Genomic DNA, 17017 nt, shown 5'->3' with positions numbered 1-17017 from the left:
TCCGCCGTCCGGTCAGCGGCGCTNCCTCCGCCTCAGCAGCAGGCTCGGGAGGGCCGCCGGGACCGGGTCGCGGGTGGTGGCCGGGGTCGGCAGCGGCACCGCCGCCAGGGAGCCCCGCGGGAGGTCCGTGACCGCGTCGCGGGGCGTCAGCCGCAGCAGCCGGCACTCGCGGGCCCAGCGCTCGGTCATGGTCTGCGCGTCGGGCGCGTTGAGCCGCTTGCCCNTNAGCTCGTCGGCCGCCGCGCGCCACTCCTCGGAGCCGGGCGCGGGCTCGGCGACCACCGCCGTCCAGGCCACGATCCGGCCGCCCTTGTCCTTGCTGCGCACCGTGACCTCGGCCACCGCCCCGTCGGCCAGTCCCGGCGGCAGCGGCTGCTCCCCGGGCCCGTCGCCCACGACGTACGCCGCGCCCTCGTGCCACACGTGCCACAGGGCCCGCGCCGGCCCGTCGCCGCGCACCCAGACCAGGCCGGACTTCCTGGTGGCCTCCTCGACGAGGGCGCGGGCGAGCAGCGAGTCGTCAGTCATGTCCGCAGCTTAGCCAGCCCGCGGGCCCCTACAGCCAGCCGTTGCGCTTCAGGGTGCGGTGGATCGCGAAGCAGGTGCCGATGATCGCGGTGAGCACCATCGGGTAGCCGTACCTCCACTGGAGCTCCGGCATGTGGGCGAAGTTCATCCCGTAGACCCCGCACACCGCCGTCGGCACGGCGATGATCGCCGCCCAGGAGGTGATCTTGCGCATGTCCTCGTTCTGCGCGACCGTCGCCTGCGCGAGGTTGGCCTGGAGGATGGAGTTCAGCAGCTCGTCGAAGCCCACGACCTGCTCCTGCACCCGGGCCAGGTGGTCGGCGACCTCCCGGAAGTACTTCTGGATGTCGGGGTCGACCAGCCGCATCGGGCGCTCGCTCAGCAGCTGCAGCGGGCGCGCCAGCGGGGTCACGGCCCGCTTGAACTCCAGCACCTCGCGCTTCAGCTGGTAGACGCGGCCCGTGTCGGTGCCGCGCGTGCCGCCCTTCACGGGGGGCGAGAAGACGTCGATCTCGATCTGGTCGATGTCGAGCTGCACGGCGTCCGCGACCGCGATGTACCCGTCCACCACGTGGTCGGAGATGGCGTGCAGGACCGCCGAGGGGCCCTTCGCCAGCAGCTCCGACTCCAGCCGGTGCCGCAGGTTGCGCAGCGACCCCTGCCCGCCGTGCCGGACGGTGATGACGAAGTCCCGGCCGGTGAAGCACATCAGCTCGCCGGTCTCCACGACCTCGCTCGTCGCGGTCAGCTCGGCGTGCTCCACGTAGTGGATCGTCTTGAAGACCGTGAACAGCGTGTCGTCGTACCGCTCCAGCTTCGGCCGCTGGTGGGCGTGGACCGCGTCCTCCACGGCCAGCGGGTGCAGCCCGAACTCGGCGGCGATCCCCGAGAACTCGGCCTCCGTCGGCTCGTGCAGCCCGATCCACGCGAAGCCGCCGCCGTCCCGGACCCTCCGCATCGCCTCACGCGGCGTCAGGCCGCCGCCCTCGACGCGCCGCCCGTCGCGGTACACGGCGCAGTCGACGACGGCGGTCGAGGCGGACGGGTCGCGGGTCGGGTCGTAGGCGTTGTACGGCGACGCGCTGCGCTTGCGCAGCGACGGGCGTACGACGGCGCGCAGGTCACGGATCATCGACATGGCGGGCTCCTTCACGCGGGAAGCCGTCGGCGGGTGTGGCGCGGCCCGGAACGGGGACGTGGTGTTGCTGCACGTCCGCGAAGCGGGCGGCACCGCGGTTCGCGGGACGGTGTTCGCGGTTCGCGGTTCGCTACAGACGGGCGGGGCGATGTGCTCTTCCGGCGTGCGCTGCGCCCGGCGTGCGGAGATGCGGGCGAAAACGCCTCAGACGCCCGTACGGGAGGCCGTGCGGGGGACGGGGCGTGCGCGGAGGGTGCGTGGCGGGATCTGCCCGCGCGGCGCGGAAGAGCGGCTGGTACTGCACGGTCGACTTCGATCCACCGCAGCCCCACCTCCTCCGGCCGGTCCCCCGTGGGGGATGACGTGTCGTCGGGACCGGGAGGCGCGCCCCCGGCCGGTACCGGGAGGCGGTGTACCTCCACCAGCTTCCGGCCCGACAGGCGGCCCACACTATCAGCCGACTGATGGTCAATCCCTTTCCCTGCCCCGCGGGTACGCGTCCTATGCTCCCCGTATGGAAAAAGTTCTCGCGCTCGTCGAGGCGCGGCTCCGCTCGGCGCTCGGCGAACCGGACGCGCGGGCTTCCGTCACCTTCCTGGGCACCGACCGCGTGGAGGTGCTGCGCTTCCCCGGCACCGAGGACGGCGAGGGCCGCCCGGTCGTCCGGTACGCCACCCTCGGCATGTCGGCGCACCCCATGGCCGACCCGACGGACCCGGTCGCCGACCCGGTGCGCGGCCCGCGCGCGGAACTGCTCCTGACCGTGCGGGCCGGGCTCGCCGACACCGACAAGGTCCTCCGCCCGCTCGCCGTGCTGGCCGCGTCGCCCCAGGTCGAGGGGGTCGTCGTGGCCCCGGGGGCGTCCCTGGACACGGGGGAGCCGCTGTGGCCGGGCGCGCCGTTCACGTCCGTGCTCGTCGGGGAGCCCGGCGGGCTGGTGCCGGACCTGGCGCTGGACGGCGGGATGGACCCGGTGCGGTTCCTGCCGCTGCTGCCGATGACGCCGAACGAGGCGGCCTGGAAGCGGGTGCACGGCGCGCGGGCGCTGGAGGAGCGCTGGCTGGGCGCCGGGACCGACCTGCGGGACCCGGGGCGGACCTCGGTCCGCCTCGACTGACCCCGCGGGGCCGGGGCCGCGCACGCCCGGTCCGGCGTCCGCCCTCCGGCGTGTCCGGGGCGGGCCGGGCGGCACACCGGACGGGTGATCGTCCTTGACGCGGCGGCGGTGGCGGAGGACCGTTGAACCCTATGAGGGGCGAACCCAGTTGTCCGAAGTGCGGAGGCCGGGTCCGGGCGCCCGGTCTCTTCTCCGACCGCTGGCAGTGCGGGGTGCACGGCCCGGTGTACCCGCTGCAGCCCGTGGTGCCTCCCAGCCTGGAGGCGCTGCACGTCGCCGTGAACCGGGCGAGGGTCCCCGTCTGGATGCCGTGGCCGCTGCCCGTCGGCTGGCTGTACACGGGCGTCGCGTACGCGGGTGACGACCGCAGCGGCGGCCGCGCCACCGCCGTCGCCTGCTCCGGACCCGGACCGCTGGGCGGCGTGGGGGAGCTGCTGCTGGTCGCCGAGGAGCTCGGGGTGGGGCTCGGCGCCCGGCACGCCGGGCTGGACGGCCCCGATCCGGGCCCGTACCTGCGCGTGGACGAGGCGCCGCACGCCAAGGTCCTCGCCGGCGGCCGGCTGACGCCGCTGTGGCACGTGGGGGGCGTCCCCGAGGGGCGGGCCGTCTTCGCGGGCGAGGCGCGCGGCCTGTGGCTGTGGGCGATCGCCTGGCCGGAGCACTCCGGGCTGCTCCTCTACGACGAACTGGTCCTCACCGACCTGCGCGAGGCGGGACCCGAGGTCGACATGGTGCCCTGCGGGGCGCTCTCCCCGCGCCTGCTGTCCTGACCGGCGGCCCTCCCGGGCGGGGGCCCGTCCGGCCGGAGGGCCGTTCGTCCGGGCATGGGCCGTTTGGGGGGCGGTTATCCTTGGGTGTCCCCTGTCCGCAGTGAGCCCTGGAGCCGTGCCGTGCGCATCGACCTGCACACCCACTCCACGGCGTCGGACGGCACGGACACCCCCGCCGAGCTGGTGCGCGGCGCCGCCGCGGCCGGCCTGAACGTGGTCGCGCTGACCGACCACGACACCACGCGGGGCCACGCCGAGGCGCTGGCGGCGCTCCCCCGGGGGGTGACGCTGGTGACCGGCGCCGAGCTGTCGTGCCGTGTCGACGGCATCGGCGTCCACATGCTGGCGTACCTCTTCGACCCGGAGGAGCCCGAGCTGGCGCGCGAGCGCGAGCTGGTGCGCGACGACCGGGTGCCCCGGGCCCGCGCGATGGTCGGCAGGCTCCGGGAGCTGGGCGTGCCGGTCGCCTGGGAGCGGGTCGCCGCCATCGCGGGCGACGGCTCGGTGGGCCGCCCGCACATCGCGGAGGCCCTGGTCGAGCTGGGCGTCGTACCGGACGTGTCCGCCGCCTTCAGCCCCGAGTGGCTCGCGGACGGCGGGCGCGCGTACGTCGAGAAGCACGAGCTGGACCCGTTCACGGCGGTCCGCCTGGTCAAGGCGGCCGGCGGGGTGACCGTCCTCGCGCACCCCGGTGCCGCCAAGCGCGGCCGCACGGTGTCCGACTCCGTGATCGCCGCCCTCGCCGCGCACGGCCTGGACGGCGTCGAGGTGGACCACATGGACCACGACGCGCCGACCCGCGCCCGGCTGCGCGGACTGGCCGGCGAGCTCGGGCTGCTGACCACCGGCTCCAGCGACTACCACGGCAGCCGCAAGACCTGCCGCCTGGGCGACTTCACCACCGACCCGGAGGTCTACGGCGAGATCACGCGCCGGGCGACCGGCGCCTTCCCGGTGCCGGGCACCGGCGGACGCCCGTAGGACCGCACCACCGCTCCCGCCCCGCAATCCTCCGTGCCCGCAGGGTGCCGCACGGCACCCCCGCCGCGTACCGCCCCCCTCTCCCCAGCAAGGCTCACCGTGTTCGACCCCGCCGTCTTCGGCTCCCTCTTCCTGACCCTCTTCGTCATCATGGACCCCCCGGGAATCACCCCGGTCTTCCTCGCCCTGACCTCCGGGCGGGCCGGCAAGGTGCAGCGCCGGATGGCCTGGCAGGCCGTCGCCGTCGCCTTCGGGGTGATCACCGTGTTCGGCCTCCTGGGCCAGCAGATCCTGGCCTACCTGCACGTCTCCGTACCCGCGCTGATGATCGCGGGCGGACTGCTCCTGCTGCTCATCGCGCTCGACCTGCTCACCGGCAAGACCGACGAGCCCCAGCAGACCAAGGACGTGAACGTCGCCCTCGTCCCGCTGGGCATGCCGCTGCTCGCGGGGCCCGGCGCGATCGTCTCCGTGATCCTCGCCGTGCAGCACGCGGACGGCGTGAGCGGGCAGGTGTCGGTGTGGGCGGCGATCGTCGCGATGCACGTGGTGCTGTGGCTGACCCTGCGGTACTCGCTGGTGATCATCCGTGTGATCAGGGACGGCGGCGTGGTGCTGGTGACCCGGCTCGCCGGGATGATGCTCTCCGCGATCGCCGTGCAGCAGATCATCAACGGGGTGACGCAGACGATCCAGGCCGCCTGACCGGGGCCCTGCGGGCGCACGGCAGCGCCCCCGTACGAGTCGTACGGGGGCGCTGCCGTCGGGCTGCCGTGCGCTACGACGCGGCGGCCTCCGCCGGACGGATGTAGAGCCGCTGGCCGATCGCGGCGGCGTGCTGCACGATGCGGTCGATGGAGGCCGCGTCCACGACGGTGCTGTCGACCGCGGTGCCGTCGACGTCGTCGAGCCGCATGATCTCGAAGCGCAAGGCTTCTCCCTTCGCCGGGTCGGTCTGATGACGTCTACAACGATCTACAGCCGTTGAAACATTCCCTACGCTAAGGAAATTTTTCGGCTGCCTAAAGAGGGGTGGCTGGCGACCCGGTCGCCCGAGGCGGACAATGAGGCCCCTATGAACGACGACGACATCGCCCAGCGCCTGGAGCGCACCAACGAGCTCCTGCGCCGCATGCTGGCCGAGGTCGCCAAGACACCGTCGACGCACGCCATCTTCGTCGACGCCGGCTACGTCTACGCCTCCGCCGGGCTGCTGGTCGCGGGCACCGAGGACCGCCGCTCCTTCGACCTCGACGCCGAGGGCCTCATCGACGCCTTCATCGACACCGCCCGCGCGATCTTCGCGGACAGCAGGCTGCTGCGCGTCTACTGGTACGACGGCGCCCGCCGCCGCATCCACACCACCGAGCAGCAGGCCATCGCCGAGCTCCCCGACGTGAAGGTCCGCCTCGGCAACCTCAACGCCAACAACCAGCAGAAGGGCGTCGACTCCCTGATCCGCTCCGACCTGGAGTCACTCGCCCGCCACCGGGCCATCAGCGACGCCGCGCTCGTCGGCGGCGACGAGGACCTGGTCTCCGCCGTGGAGGCCGCGCAGGGGTACGGGGCGCGGGTCCACCTGTGGGGCATCGAGTCCGCGGAGGGCCGCAACCAGGCGGAGGCGCTGCTGTGGGAGGTCGACAGCGCCCGCGTCTTCGACCTGGACTTCTGCCGCCCGTACATCACCCGGCGGCCGGTGACGACGTACGAGAACGAGGGCGAACCGCCGCCCTCGCGCGACGAGGTGCGGTTCCTGGGCGCGCAGATCGCCGCGACGTGGCTGGCGGAGCGGGGCGCCGAGGGCCTGGCCGAGCTGCTGCCCGGCCACCCCTACCTGCCCGGCCCCGTCGACCAGGACCTCCTGATGGACGCCGAACGGCTGCTGGGCCGGTCCCTGCGCGGCCACGCCGTGCTGCGGCGCGCGCTGCGGGACGGCTTCTGGCAGCACCTTCAGTCCCGGTTCTGAACCGGGTGGGCGTCCCAGAACGCCGCCACCGCCGCCGCCGTCTCGACGGGCCGGTCGGTGTTGGGGGAGTGCTCGGCGCCCGCGATCCGCGTCCGGCGCGCGCCCAGCCGCTCCGCCATCGCGTCCAGCAGGGGCACCGGCCAGGTCTCGTCCCGCTCGCCCGACAGCACGTGCACGGGCGGCGGAGGGTCCAGCGCGGCCAGCTCGGCGACGCGGTCCGGTTCGGTCACGAGCTGCCGCCCCGTCGCCAGGAGCTGGGCGGGGTTGTGGCGCAGCCAGCGGTGGCGCAGGTCCTCGCGGGCGCCGCGCAGCGGGTCGCCGGCGTCCTCCGGCGGGTCCAGGGCACGCATCGTCCGCCACACCCGCTCCATGTCCATGGCGCCCAGCGCGTCGCCCAGCAGCGCGATCCTCCGCCGCTGCTCCGGGGCGACCTCGGCGGGGCCGGACGACACCAGCGTCAGCGTGCGGAACGGCGCCGGGTCCTCCAGGACGGCGGCCCGCGCGATCTGCCCGCCCAGCGAGTGCCCCAGGAGGTGGACCCGCCGCCCCTCCGCGACCGCCTCCGCCTGGGCCAGCACGTCCAGCGCGAGCTCCCGGCGCGCGTACGCCTCCTGGCTGCTCGGCCCGGACGTCTCGTACTGTCCGCGCCCGTCGACGGCGACCACCCGGTACCCGGCGTCCGCGAGGGGCTCCAGCATGGCGATGAAGTCCTCCTTGCTGCCCGTGTACCCCGGCAGCAGCAGGGCCGTGCCCCTGGCCGGCCCGGAGGGCGCGGCGTCCAGCACGGCGAAGGGACCGCGGGCGGTCCGCAGCGTACGGGCCCGGGCGCAGGGGGGCGGGACGAAGGTCGGCGGCCGGCTCATGGTCCGAGGCTAACGGCCCGGAGCACGGCCCGCGGCCCGGCCCGGGACGCCGGCGCCCGGAGCCGGCGCCGATGGCCGGACGTGCGGAGGGCCCCGCCGCCCAGGGGACGACGGGGCCCTCCGGCCGGTGTCTCACACCTCGGTGGAGACCGCGGCCTTCGCGGTACGGCGCCTCGGCCCGGCCTCGGACGCCTGCTCCGGGACCGCCACCGCGTCGGCGGACGCGGCGGCCTTGCGGGTGCGGCGGCGGGGCTTGGCCTCGGCTTCGGCGGCGGGTGCCGTCTCGGCGGTGGCGGTGGACGCGGTGGCCTTGCGGGTGCGACGGGGCTTGGCCTCCGCCTCGGTGGCGGGTGCCTCGGTCGCGGGGGTGGCCTCGGCGGCTTCGGCCGTCTTGCGGGTGCGGCGGCGAGGCTTGGCCTCCGCCTCGACCGTGGGAGCCTCCGCCTCGACCGCGGGGGCCTCGGCGGGAGCTGCGGCCTCGGCCGTCTTGCGGGTGCGGCGACGGGGCTTGGCCTCCGCCTCGACCGCGACCGCGGGAGCCTCCGCCTCGACCGCGGGGGCCTCGGCGGACGCGGCGGCCTTGCGGGTGCGGCGGCGCGGCGCGGACGCGACGGCCTCGACCGCGGGAGCGGCTTCCCCCGCGGGGGCCTCCGTCACAGGGGCGGCCTCGGCGGACACGGCGGCTTCGGCCGTCTTGCGGGTGCGGCGGGGGGGCTTCGTCCCCGCCTCGGCCGCGGGAGCCTCGACCGCCGGAGCGGCCTTGGCGGCGCCCGCCTGCGGCCCGGCCGCCGTTCCCGGCTCCTCCGGAGCGGTCCGCACGGCCTCGGCCACCGCCTCCGCGGCAGGCGCCACGCCTACGCCCGCACCCGCACCCGCGCGGGTGCGGCGACGGCGGCGCGGCGTGCGGCGCCCGGCCTCCTCGCCGCCCGCCACCTCGGCGGCGGGCGCCTCGGCGGACACCTGCGGCGCGGTCGCGCCGTCGGCGGCTCCGTCCAGCGGGGTGCCGCCGCGCGTACGGCGGCGCTGGCGCGGCGTACGGGTGCGCTCGGTCCGCTCCGGCCGGTCGTCCTCGTGGCGCCGGCCGCGCGGCTTGCGCCCGCCCGGCTCGCCCAGGTCCTCCAGCTCCTCCGCGCCCAGCCCGGCGCGGGTCCGCTCGGCACGGGGCAGGACGCCCTTGGTGCCCTCGGGGATGTCCAGCTCGGCGAAGAGGTGGGGGGAGGTGGAGTACGTCTCGACCGGGTCGTGGAAGTCCAGCCCCAGCGCCTTGTTGATCAGCTGCCAGCGCGGGATGTCGTCCCAGTCGACCAGGGTGATCGCCGTACCGTGCGCCCCGGCGCGGCCGGTGCGGCCCACGCGGTGGAGGAAGGTCTTCTCGTCCTCCGGCGACTGGTAGTTGATCACGTGCGTGACGCCCTCGACGTCGATGCCGCGCGCGGCCACGTCGGTGCAGACCAGCACGTCGACCTTGCCGTTGCGGAAGGCGCGCAGCGCCTGCTCGCGGGCGCCCTGGCCCAGGTCGCCGTGGACGGCGCCGGACGCGAAGCCGCGCCGCTCCAGCTGCTCGGCGATGTCGGCCGCCGTGCGCTTCGTACGGCAGAAGATCATCGCCAGCCCGCGGCCTCGGGCCTGCAGGATGCGGGCGACCATCTCCGGCTTGTCCATGGAGTGCGCGCGGTAGACGTGCTGCTTGATGTTGGCGACGGTCGCGCCCTCGTCGTCCGGCGCGGTGGCGCGGATGTGGGTGGGCTGCGACATGTAGCGGCGGGCGAGACCGATCACGGCGCCCGGCATGGTCGCCGAGAACAGCATGGTCTGGCGCTTCGCCGGAAGCATGTTGATGATCTTCTCGACGTCGGGCAGGAAGCCCAGGTCGAGCATCTCGTCGGCCTCGTCCAGCACGAGGGTGCGGACGTGCGACAGGTCGAGCTTCCGCTGCCCGGCCAGGTCGAGCAGGCGGCCCGGCGTGCCGACGACCACGTCGACGCCCTTGCGCAGGGCCTCGACCTGGGGTTCGTAGGCGCGGCCGCCGTAGATCGCCAGGACGCGGACGTTGCGGACCTTGCCGGCGGTGAGCAGGTCGTTGGTGACCTGGGTGCACAGCTCCCGGGTCGGGACGACCACGAGGGCCTGCGGCGCCTCCGTCAGCTCGTCGGGGCGGGCGCGGCCGGCCTCGACGTCGGCGGGGACGGTGACGCGGTCCACCAGGGGGAGGCCGAAGCCGAGGGTCTTGCCCGTGCCGGTCTTGGCCTGGCCGATGACGTCCGTCCCGGACATGGCGACCGGGAGGGTCATCTCCTGGATCGGGAAGGGCGTGACGATGCCGACGGCCTCCAGGGCCTCGGCGGTCTCGGGGAGGATCCCGAGCTCTCGGAAAGTCGTGGGCTGCGTAGTCAGGGTGTCGCCTCTTCTGTGAGACGCGGCATGAGGCGAACGCAGGGGGTCTCACCGCGCCGGATGACTCTCCGGCCGCAGACCGCGAGATCACAGCCGGGTGGCGCGGGACCACTGCCGTCGCTCGAGCGTCATACCGCTGAGGGCCCCTCATGTGCGAGAGCGCACCGAGGGCTGTCGGGTCGGAGCCGATCGGGCCACCGACCGGGCATCCTCGTTCATGAAACGGGCCCCCGGGCAGGCGCGGAGAACGTCCGCGTGTCCGACAGGCTCCTTACCACTGTACCCCGGAATCCCGCAGGCGTGTCGGGACGATTCACAAGGAGGGGGACGTCACACGCGCTGACCAGGCCCTTACCCGGCCCGGCCGGCGGGCTATTGTGCGCTCCATGGAGACGCCTGACAACGCCGCTGCCGCCGAAGAACCGACCGGGATCGCCGCCCTCGACTGGGCCGGGGCCTCCGCCGACCCGCAGTACCGCGCGGCCGTCGTGGACCTGCTCGGCGCGCTCGCCTACGGGGAGCTGGCGGCCTTCGAGCGGCTCGCGGAGGACGCGAAGCTCGCCCCCACGCTGGCCGACAAGGCGGAGCTGGCGAAGATGGCGTCCGCCGAGTTCCACCACTTCGAGCAGTTGCGCGACCGGCTGGCCGCCATCGGCGCGGAGCCGACCGCCGCGATGGAGCCGTTCGCGCGGCCGCTGGACGACTTCCACCGCCAGACGGCGCCGTCGGACTGGCTGGAGGGCCTGGTCAAGGCGTACGTGGGGGACTCGATCGCCAGCGACTTCCACCGCGAGGTGGCCGTCCGGCTCGACTCCGACACGCGCGCGCTGGTGCTGGCCGTGCTGGACGACACCGGGCACGGGAACTTCGCCGTGGAGAAGGTGCGCGCCGCGATCGAGGCGGACCCCCGCGTGGGCGGCAGGCTCGCCCTGTGGGCGCGGCGGCTGATGGGCGAGGCCCTGTCGCAGGCCCAGCGGGTCGTGGCGGAGCGGGACGCGCTGTCGACGATGCTGGTCGGCGGCGTCGCCGGCGGGTTCGACCTGGCGGCGGTCGGGGAGATGTTCTCGCGGATCACCAAGGCGCACACCAAGCGCATGGCGGCGCTGGGCCTCGCCGCCTAGCGGAGCGCGCCGGACGGGCCGGCGGCGCGGATCACGCCGCCGCCGACCGCCGCAGGCGGCGCCTCGGGGGCCGGATCAGCAGCGACAGCAGTACGGCGCCGACGGCGAGCGCCCCGAGGAGCGTGCCCAGTACGAAGCCGGGGCCGAGCGCGGCGTGCGTGACGAGCGCGCCGAACAGCGCGCCGAGCGCGCCGGTCGCCAGCACCGTACGGCGCGGGGGGAGACGGTCGGCCAGCCGGCGGAGGGCGGCCCAGGACAGGGCGAGTCCGAGCAGGACGGAGCCGAGAGCTTCCCAGAGCACAGCATCACCTCGCGGGTCGGCGGGGCGGGCAGATCGGTCCTCCCCGTCCTACCCGACCGGTCCGCGGGGCAACCCTTCCCGGGCGCGGCCCGCACACGGCGGAGGCCCGGCGGGGGCGATGCCCCCGCCGGGCCTCCGTGCCACTGCGTCACTCCGTCACAGCGCGCCGAAGCCCACTCGGCGCACCGTCGGCTCACCGATCTCCACGTAGGCGAGCCGGTCCGCCGGGACCAGGACCTTGCGGCCCTTGTCGTCCGTCAGGCTGAGCAGCTGCGCCTTGCCGGACAGCGCCTCGGCCACCGCGCGCTCGACGTCCTCGGCGGACTGCCCGCTCTCCAGAACGATCTCCCGGGGCGCGTGCTGCACGCCGATCTTGACCTCCACGGCTATGTCCCTCCGAACGGTCAGCGTTGCGCGATCACCGCGCCGTACGCTGGACACATTAGCCCGGAGAGGCGATCCGCCACGGCCCGGCACCGCACGCCAGGAGCGAACAGCCCCGCGCCGCCCCGTTCAGTGGCCCTCGGCCCCGTGCAGCGGGAACCCGGCGACGCCGCGCCACGCCAGCGACGTCAGCAACTGCACGGCCTTGTCGCGCGGGACCGGCGAGTCGCTCGCCAGCCAGTGCCGCGCCACGACCTGCGAGACGCCGCCCAGGGCGACGGCCAGCAGCATCGACTCGTCCTTCGACAGCCCCGTGTCCTCGGCGATCACGTCGGAGATCGCCTCGGCGCACTGCAGGGACACCCGCTCGACGCGCTCGCGCACCGCGGGCTCGTTCGTCAGGTCCGACTCGAACACCAGCCGGAACGCGCCGCCCTCGTCCTCCACGTACGCGAAGTAGGCGTCCATCGTGGCGGCCACGCGCTGCTTGTTGAAGCTCCTATAGATCGTCAAGCGGTCTGAAGGAGCGGTTTCGGTGTGGTCTGTGAGCTGATGAGGTGCTTGTAGACCTCGCGCGCTATGAAGCGTTTGAGGCACCGGAGGATGTCCTTCTTGGACATGCCTTCGGCGGTTCGTCGGATCACGTAGTCCTTGGTACGGGTGTCGTAGCGCATGCGGACGAGCGCGATCGTGTGGAGTGCGTTGTTGGCCTGGCGGTCACCGCCGCGGTTGAGGCGGTGCCGGTGGGTGCGACCTGAACTGGCCGGGATCGGCGCCGCCGCGCACAGGTGCGCGAAGGACGCCTCCGACCTGAGCCGGTTCGGGTTGTCGCCCGCCGTGATCAAGAGCTGGGCGGCGGTTTCGGTGCCGACGCCAGGCAACGCAACCAGGTCGGGGACGGTCTGCGCGACCAGCGGTTTCAGCTCGGCATCGGCATCGGTGATCTCCTCGGTGAGGTACTGGTAGCGGCGGGCGAGGCGTCGCAGTGCGGTGCGAATCGCGCAGGCCGGATCCGCGTGGTCGCTGCCCGGGCGCGAGCGGGCCAGCTGCCGGATCAGCTCGCCGGTCGGCAGAGCGCGCAACTTCTCACGGACCTCGCCGGGTGCGGTGACGATGAGCGTGCGGATCTGATTGATCGTCTGGGTACGGGACTTGATGGCCGAACGGCGGACCACGCGCAGGGAGCGGATCGCCTCTACGACGCCGTCGCGCGTCTTCGGCGTACCACCGGCCCGGCCGGAGAGCACGGCGGTGGCTGCGGCGTAGGCATCGACGGGGTCGGACTTTCCGTTGGCACGCCTGGCCCGCCGGTCGGGCCGGTCCACGTCGATGACGGTGACCTGGTTCGCCCGCAGGTACCGCGCCAGTTCGGCGCCGTAGGCACCTGTGCCCTCGACGCCGACGGCCATGAGGTCACCGTGCGAACGCAGCCAGTCCAGCAGGCGGCGGTAGCCGGCGGGGCTGGTGGGGAACGCCTCGGTGGCGAGGTGGCGACCGATGGAGTCGATCACGGCGGCCTGGTGGAAGTCGGTGTGGGTGTCCACGCCGCCGACCACCGCTATCTCGTCTGCCATGCTGACTGCTGCTGTCCTTCCGTGCGACGCGCGAGGGATGACACGCGCCGGTCGGGCGACAGGACAAGACTGTGATGGGACCTTTGGCCGGGCTCCTATGAAGTCACAGACGCCCGACCGGCCGCGTGCATGGCGGCACCGCCCGGACGGCCGACGATTCAACCGCAGGACAGCCGGAGCGTCAGTCAGTCGGAGGGTCAGACCCCCGAGCGGTGCCATCTTCATCCTCACAGTCCGTCGTCGAGGCCAGGGCCGTCCGGACCGAGTGGAGCAGCGACTCGCAGTGCTGGTCGAGCAGCGCCAGGTACAGCTCCAGCTTGCCGGGGAAGTGCTGGTACAGGACCGGCTTGCTGACGCCCGCCCGCTCGGCGATGTCGTCCATCGCCGCCGCGTGGTACCCCTGGGCGACGAACACCTGCTGGGCCGCGCCCAGCAGCTGGTTGCGTCGGGCTCGGCGCGGCAGGCGTGTGCCCCTCGGGCGCGCCGCCTCTGTCTGCTCGATGGCTGTCACGCCGCCTCCCAAAAATCGATCCAAGTGCGCTGTGCGCCGCACCCGCCATCGTACTTTTGGGTGATCCGGACGTGCGCGCGCGGACGCAGAATTTCACGTACCCGACGACGGCGGTAGCCGAAAGTTCGAACATGAACGATCCGGCCACCGCCGCACCTCCCCGACCTGCGCGGACGGCGGGGAGTCCGCTTCACTCGCCGTCGCGGTAGTCGTCCTCGTCCAGCGCGACCACCCGGGCCTGTTCCACGGCGTCCGCCTCGTTCGCCACACCCGGGTCGATGCGCGACAGCGGCTCGTCCGACTGCTGCCGGAGTTCGGCGTGCTGCTCGGCGGCGTCCGCCTCCGGGACCTCCTCGCCCGGCGCGGCGGTGCCGGTCGCGCCCTCCTCCCGGGCCTGTTCCGCCAACGTCTCGGGATCGATGGGGTCTACGGTCATGAGCTCCCCTTCCTCACGGGCTTCTGCCCTCGCTACGAGCCTAGAAGGTGCCCCCTGTGGACGCCATGTGACCTGTGACGGCGAACACACCGCTCCGGACGTGATCGTCTCGTAACATTGCCGCATGTCCTGGACCGAGCTGCCCGCGTCCGCCGCGGCGCCTCGCGCGCACCCCGCGCGGGTCGCGGAGGGTGAGCGCCTGCGCTCCGTGGAGCTTCCCGGTCTGACGCTGAACGTGCGCCACCGCCCCTCCGGCGCGTCCGGCCGGGCGCCCGCCCTGTACGTGCACGGCCTCGGCGGCTCCTCGCGGAACTGGTCGATGCTGATGCCCCTCCTGGAGGACGTCCTGGACGGGGAGGCCGTCGACCTGCCCGGTTTCGGCGCCTCCTCGCCGCCCGCCGACGGCGACTACTCGGTGAGCGGCCACGCCCGCGCCGTCATCCGCCTCCTCGACGCGGGCGCCCGCGGCCCCGTCCACCTCGTCGGCAACTCCCTGGGCGGCGCCGTCGCCACGCGCGTCGCCGCCGTCCGCCCCGACCTGGTGCGCACGCTGACACTGGTCTCGCCCGCCCTGCCCGAGCTGCGCGCCCAGCGCGACGCGTGGTCCACGGCGATGCTCGCCCTGCCCGGAGCGGCACGGCTGTTCGCCCACCTGACCAGGGACTGGACGGCCGAGCAGCGGGTACGGGGCGTGCTCGCCCTCTGCTACGGCGACCCCGCCAGGGCCACCGACGAGGGGCTGACCGCCGCGATCGAGGAGATGGAGCACCGCCTTCGGCTCCCGTACTTCTGGGAGGTCATGGCCCGTTCGGCACGCGGCCTCGTCGACGCCTACACTCTGGGCGGCCGGCACAACCTGTGGCGGCAGGCCGAGCGGGTCGCGGCCCCGACGCTCCTCGTGTACGGAAGGCGGGACCGGCTCGTGTCGTACCGTACGGCTCGCAGGGCCGCCGCGACCTTCCCGGACGCGCGGCTGCTCACGCTCCCGGAGGCCGGTCACGTGGCGATGATGGAGTACCCCGAGGCGGTCGCCCGGGCGGTGCGCGAGCTGGTGGCCGACCGGGACGGCGACGGCCCGGCCGGCGACGGCGCGAGGAGCTGACACGGGGCGTGGGACGACACAGCCGCAAGGGCCCCGCCACCACCGGTCCGGGGACGGACGACAGGGCCACCGCCGCCGCACCCGGCGGCGGCCGCCGCCGCAGGGTGCCCCGGGAGGCGGAGGGCGACGCGCGGGAGCACCGGACCGCTCCCCCCGCCCCGCCGGAGACTGCCTCAGCAGCGCNCGCCGGGTCCCNGGGANCCGGCCCCGCAGCAGTACGGGTACGCCCACGACCTCGGCACCCCGCCGCACGGCACCCCCGTCCACGAGCCCTCCCACGACGTGCGGGGCGGACATCCCGAGCAGCGCGAACCGGGCGGCGCCTGGGGCGACGGCCCGCACGCGCCCGCCGGGCGGCCCGGACCGCGGATCGCCCAGAGCCCGCCGCGGGCGCCGGGACCCCGCCGGGAGTTCGTCGAGGCGTTCGACGGTCCGCAGGGCCCCCCGGCCGCCGGCGGCCCGAAGGCCCCGGCGGCGGACGCGACCGGAGCCGCCGCACCCGGCGGCCGGCACGGCGACGGCGACCGCCGCGACGGCGACGACCGCCGCGACGGCGGAGACAGCCCCCGGGACGGAGACGGCTCCCCGGACGGAGACGGCCGCGACGGCGGCGCACCGGCCGCCGGCCGGACCGGCAGGGGCCGCACGGTCACCGGAATCGCCGCGGCCGCCGTCATCAGCGTCCTCGCGGTCGTCGTCACCGGCCAGGTCGGCGACGCCCGGCAGCGGGACCGGGCGGACCGGGCCGTCGACGCCTCCGACCGGGGCGTGCCCGGCGACGCCGCCTCCCGCTCCGAGCAGCGGGACACCCCGCCGCAGCCCGGCCCCTCGCGGCCGGCGGCACCCGCCGGACCGGCGACGTACGAGCAGCTGATGGCCCGGCAGTTCCCCTTCGACCCCGCGATGAAGGGGTCCGGGGAGTTCGAGGCCGTCCCCGGAACGGACGAGGCGCCCGGCAAGGGGCGGAAGGTCCGGTACCGGGTCGACGTGGAGAAGGGACTCGGGCTCGACGGCGAACTGTTCGCCCGAGCCGTGCAGGAGACCCTCAACGACGAGCGGAGCTGGGCGCACGGCGGCGCCATGACGTTCGAGCGGATCTCCACCGGCCGGCCCGACTTCGTCATCACGCTGGCCAGCCCGGGAACGACCGGCGTCTGGTGCGCCAAGTCCGGCCTGGACACCACCGTCGACAACGTCTCCTGCGACTCGGCCGCCACCGACCGCGTGATGATCAACGCCTACCGGTGGGCGCGGGGCGCCGAGACCTTCGGTCCCGGGGCGATGCTCGCCTACCGGCAGATGCTCATCAACCACGAGGTCGGCCACCGCCTCGGCCACAACCACCGCACCTGCCAGACGCCCGGCGCGCCGGCGCCCGTGATGCAGCAGCAGACCAAGTCGCTGGAGATCGGCGGCGTCAAGTGCCGCCCCAACCCCTGGGCCTACCCCGGCGACTGAGGCCCCGCCCCGGGGACGACCCGACGGGAACGCGACCGGAGCCCGCTCCGGGGGACGACCCGAGGGGAAAGCGACCGGAGCCCGCTCCGGGGGACGACCCGAGGGGAAAGCGACCGGAGCCCGCTCCGGTGCGGCGTAACGCCGCCGATGCGGGAAAGTCACGCACATTCACCCCTTCCGGTGGTGTGACGGACAACCGTCCGCCGCGCCGCCCACCCGTCCGCTTACGGTCGTCCCGCCGCGGAGTTGCCGAGCCGACGGCGGCCGTCCACGTAGGGAGACCGGGGGTGCACTCGTGCGGATCGGACTGCTCACAAAGGGCGAGCGCCCGCGCACCCGGGCCCGCCCTCTGCCCCTCGCCGCCGTCGCCNCG

At 74.6% G+C, this 17017-nt stretch carries 16 protein-coding genes and 4 pseudogenes; 8 read left to right on the top strand and 12 right to left on the bottom strand.

Annotated features, from left to right (window positions below):
* Nucleotides 1-24: 24 nt before the first annotated feature.
* From MW084_RS03420 to MW084_RS03410, 3 genes and pseudogenes are all read right to left on the bottom strand, one after another.
* Nucleotides 25-223: pseudogene (locus MW084_RS03420) on the bottom strand (hypothetical protein); the annotation flags it as partial.
* A gap of 3 nt (nt 224-226) precedes the next feature.
* Nucleotides 227-528, bottom strand: a pseudogene (locus MW084_RS03415) (hypothetical protein); the annotation flags it as partial.
* A gap of 28 nt (nt 529-556) precedes the next feature.
* Nucleotides 557-1666 (bottom strand): magnesium and cobalt transport protein CorA, encoded by a 1110-nt coding sequence (locus MW084_RS03410; RefSeq protein ID WP_275563467.1) that lies wholly within the window; start codon nt 1664-1666, stop codon nt 557-559.
* 514 nt (nt 1667-2180) lie between these two features.
* Here MW084_RS03410 and MW084_RS03405 point away from each other — a divergent pair.
* The 4 genes from MW084_RS03405 to MW084_RS03390 all read left to right on the top strand — a co-directional run bounded on the left by MW084_RS03405 (nt 2181) and on the right by MW084_RS03390 (nt 5239).
* On the top strand, nt 2181-2783 hold the full coding sequence (locus MW084_RS03405; protein WP_010474616.1) for a suppressor of fused domain protein: 603 nt from the start codon (nt 2181-2183) through the stop codon (nt 2781-2783).
* A gap of 131 nt (nt 2784-2914) precedes the next feature.
* A complete protein-coding gene (locus MW084_RS03400) occupies nt 2915-3553 on the top strand; it encodes a DUF6758 family protein (protein WP_029553808.1) in 639 nt (212 codons plus the stop codon).
* A gap of 120 nt (nt 3554-3673) precedes the next feature.
* Nucleotides 3674-4534 (top strand): PHP domain-containing protein, encoded by an 861-nt coding sequence (locus MW084_RS03395; protein WP_010474613.1) that lies wholly within the window; start codon nt 3674-3676, stop codon nt 4532-4534.
* 99 nt (nt 4535-4633) lie between these two features.
* Nucleotides 4634-5239 carry a MarC family protein gene (locus tag MW084_RS03390; protein WP_010474611.1) on the top strand — a complete coding sequence of 202 codons (606 nt, stop codon included), beginning with the start codon at nt 4634-4636 and terminating at the stop codon, nt 5237-5239.
* Nucleotides 5240-5312: 73 nt separating this feature from the next.
* Here the strand turns inward: MW084_RS03390 and MW084_RS03385 are convergent, their stop codons facing one another.
* The gene (locus tag MW084_RS03385) at nt 5313-5465 is read right to left on the bottom strand and encodes a hypothetical protein (RefSeq protein WP_010474610.1); all 153 of its coding nucleotides are present in this window, start codon (nt 5463-5465) and stop codon (nt 5313-5315) included.
* Nucleotides 5466-5609: 144 nt separating this feature from the next.
* Between MW084_RS03385 and MW084_RS03380 the strand changes: the two genes are divergently transcribed.
* Complete coding sequence (locus tag MW084_RS03380; RefSeq protein WP_010474608.1) at nt 5610-6500, top strand: NYN domain-containing protein; 891 nt, start codon at nt 5610-5612, stop codon at nt 6498-6500.
* Here the strand turns inward: MW084_RS03380 and MW084_RS03375 are convergent.
* Together MW084_RS03375 and MW084_RS03370 are read right to left on the bottom strand one after the other, a co-directional pair.
* Nucleotides 6485-7363: an alpha/beta fold hydrolase gene (locus MW084_RS03375; protein WP_010474606.1), complete on the bottom strand. Its 879-nt coding sequence runs from the start codon at nt 7361-7363 to the stop codon at nt 6485-6487. The two genes, MW084_RS03380 and MW084_RS03375, sit on opposite strands and share 16 nt — an antisense overlap.
* A gap of 132 nt (nt 7364-7495) precedes the next feature.
* Nucleotides 7496-9655: a DEAD/DEAH box helicase gene (locus MW084_RS03370; protein ID WP_275563466.1), complete on the bottom strand. Its 2160-nt coding sequence runs from the start codon at nt 9653-9655 to the stop codon at nt 7496-7498.
* Between the two features lie 488 nt (nt 9656-10143).
* Here MW084_RS03370 and MW084_RS03365 point away from each other — a divergent pair, with 488 nt between their 5' ends.
* Nucleotides 10144-10878, top strand: a complete 735-nt coding sequence (locus MW084_RS03365) for a ferritin-like fold-containing protein (RefSeq protein ID WP_010476524.1) — start codon at nt 10144-10146, stop codon at nt 10876-10878.
* Nucleotides 10879-10909: 31 nt separating this feature from the next.
* Here the strand turns inward: MW084_RS03365 and MW084_RS03360 are convergent, their stop codons facing one another.
* From MW084_RS03360 to MW084_RS03335, 6 genes and pseudogenes are all read right to left on the bottom strand, one after another.
* Complete coding sequence (locus MW084_RS03360; RefSeq protein ID WP_010476523.1) at nt 10910-11179, bottom strand: hypothetical protein; 270 nt, start codon at nt 11177-11179, stop codon at nt 10910-10912.
* 156 nt (nt 11180-11335) lie between these two features.
* Nucleotides 11336-11563, bottom strand: a complete 228-nt coding sequence (locus MW084_RS03355; RefSeq protein ID WP_010476522.1) for a DUF3107 domain-containing protein — start codon at nt 11561-11563, stop codon at nt 11336-11338.
* Nucleotides 11564-11692: 129 nt separating this feature from the next.
* Nucleotides 11693-12055: pseudogene (locus tag MW084_RS03350) on the bottom strand (TetR/AcrR family transcriptional regulator); the annotation flags it as partial.
* Between the two features lie 17 nt (nt 12056-12072).
* Nucleotides 12073-13137, bottom strand: a complete 1065-nt coding sequence (locus MW084_RS03345; RefSeq protein ID WP_275563388.1) for an IS110 family RNA-guided transposase — start codon at nt 13135-13137, stop codon at nt 12073-12075.
* A 232-nt stretch (nt 13138-13369) separates the two neighbouring features.
* Nucleotides 13370-13648: pseudogene (locus MW084_RS03340) on the bottom strand (TetR/AcrR family transcriptional regulator); the annotation flags it as partial.
* Between the two features lie 190 nt (nt 13649-13838).
* Entirely contained in the window at nt 13839-14084 is a 246-nt protein-coding gene (locus MW084_RS03335) for a hypothetical protein (RefSeq protein ID WP_010473454.1), read from the bottom strand.
* A gap of 124 nt (nt 14085-14208) precedes the next feature.
* On the opposite strand from MW084_RS03335, the gene MW084_RS03330 reads away from it, so the two are divergent.
* Nucleotides 14209-15186 (top strand): alpha/beta fold hydrolase, encoded by a 978-nt coding sequence (locus tag MW084_RS03330; protein ID WP_010473456.1) that lies wholly within the window; start codon nt 14209-14211, stop codon nt 15184-15186.
* A gap of 201 nt (nt 15187-15387) precedes the next feature.
* On the top strand, nt 15388-16644 hold a 1257-nt coding region (locus tag MW084_RS03325; protein ID WP_275563465.1), incomplete at its 5' end, for a DUF3152 domain-containing protein.
* Nucleotides 16645-17017 lie beyond the last annotated feature (373 nt).

This window comes from Streptomyces sudanensis (assembly GCF_023614315.1).
Classification (GTDB): Bacteria; Actinomycetota; Actinomycetes; order Streptomycetales; family Streptomycetaceae; genus Streptomyces; species Streptomyces sudanensis.
The sequence above is the reverse complement of the archived record's forward strand: the minus strand, read 5'-3'. Positions and strand labels throughout refer to the sequence as shown.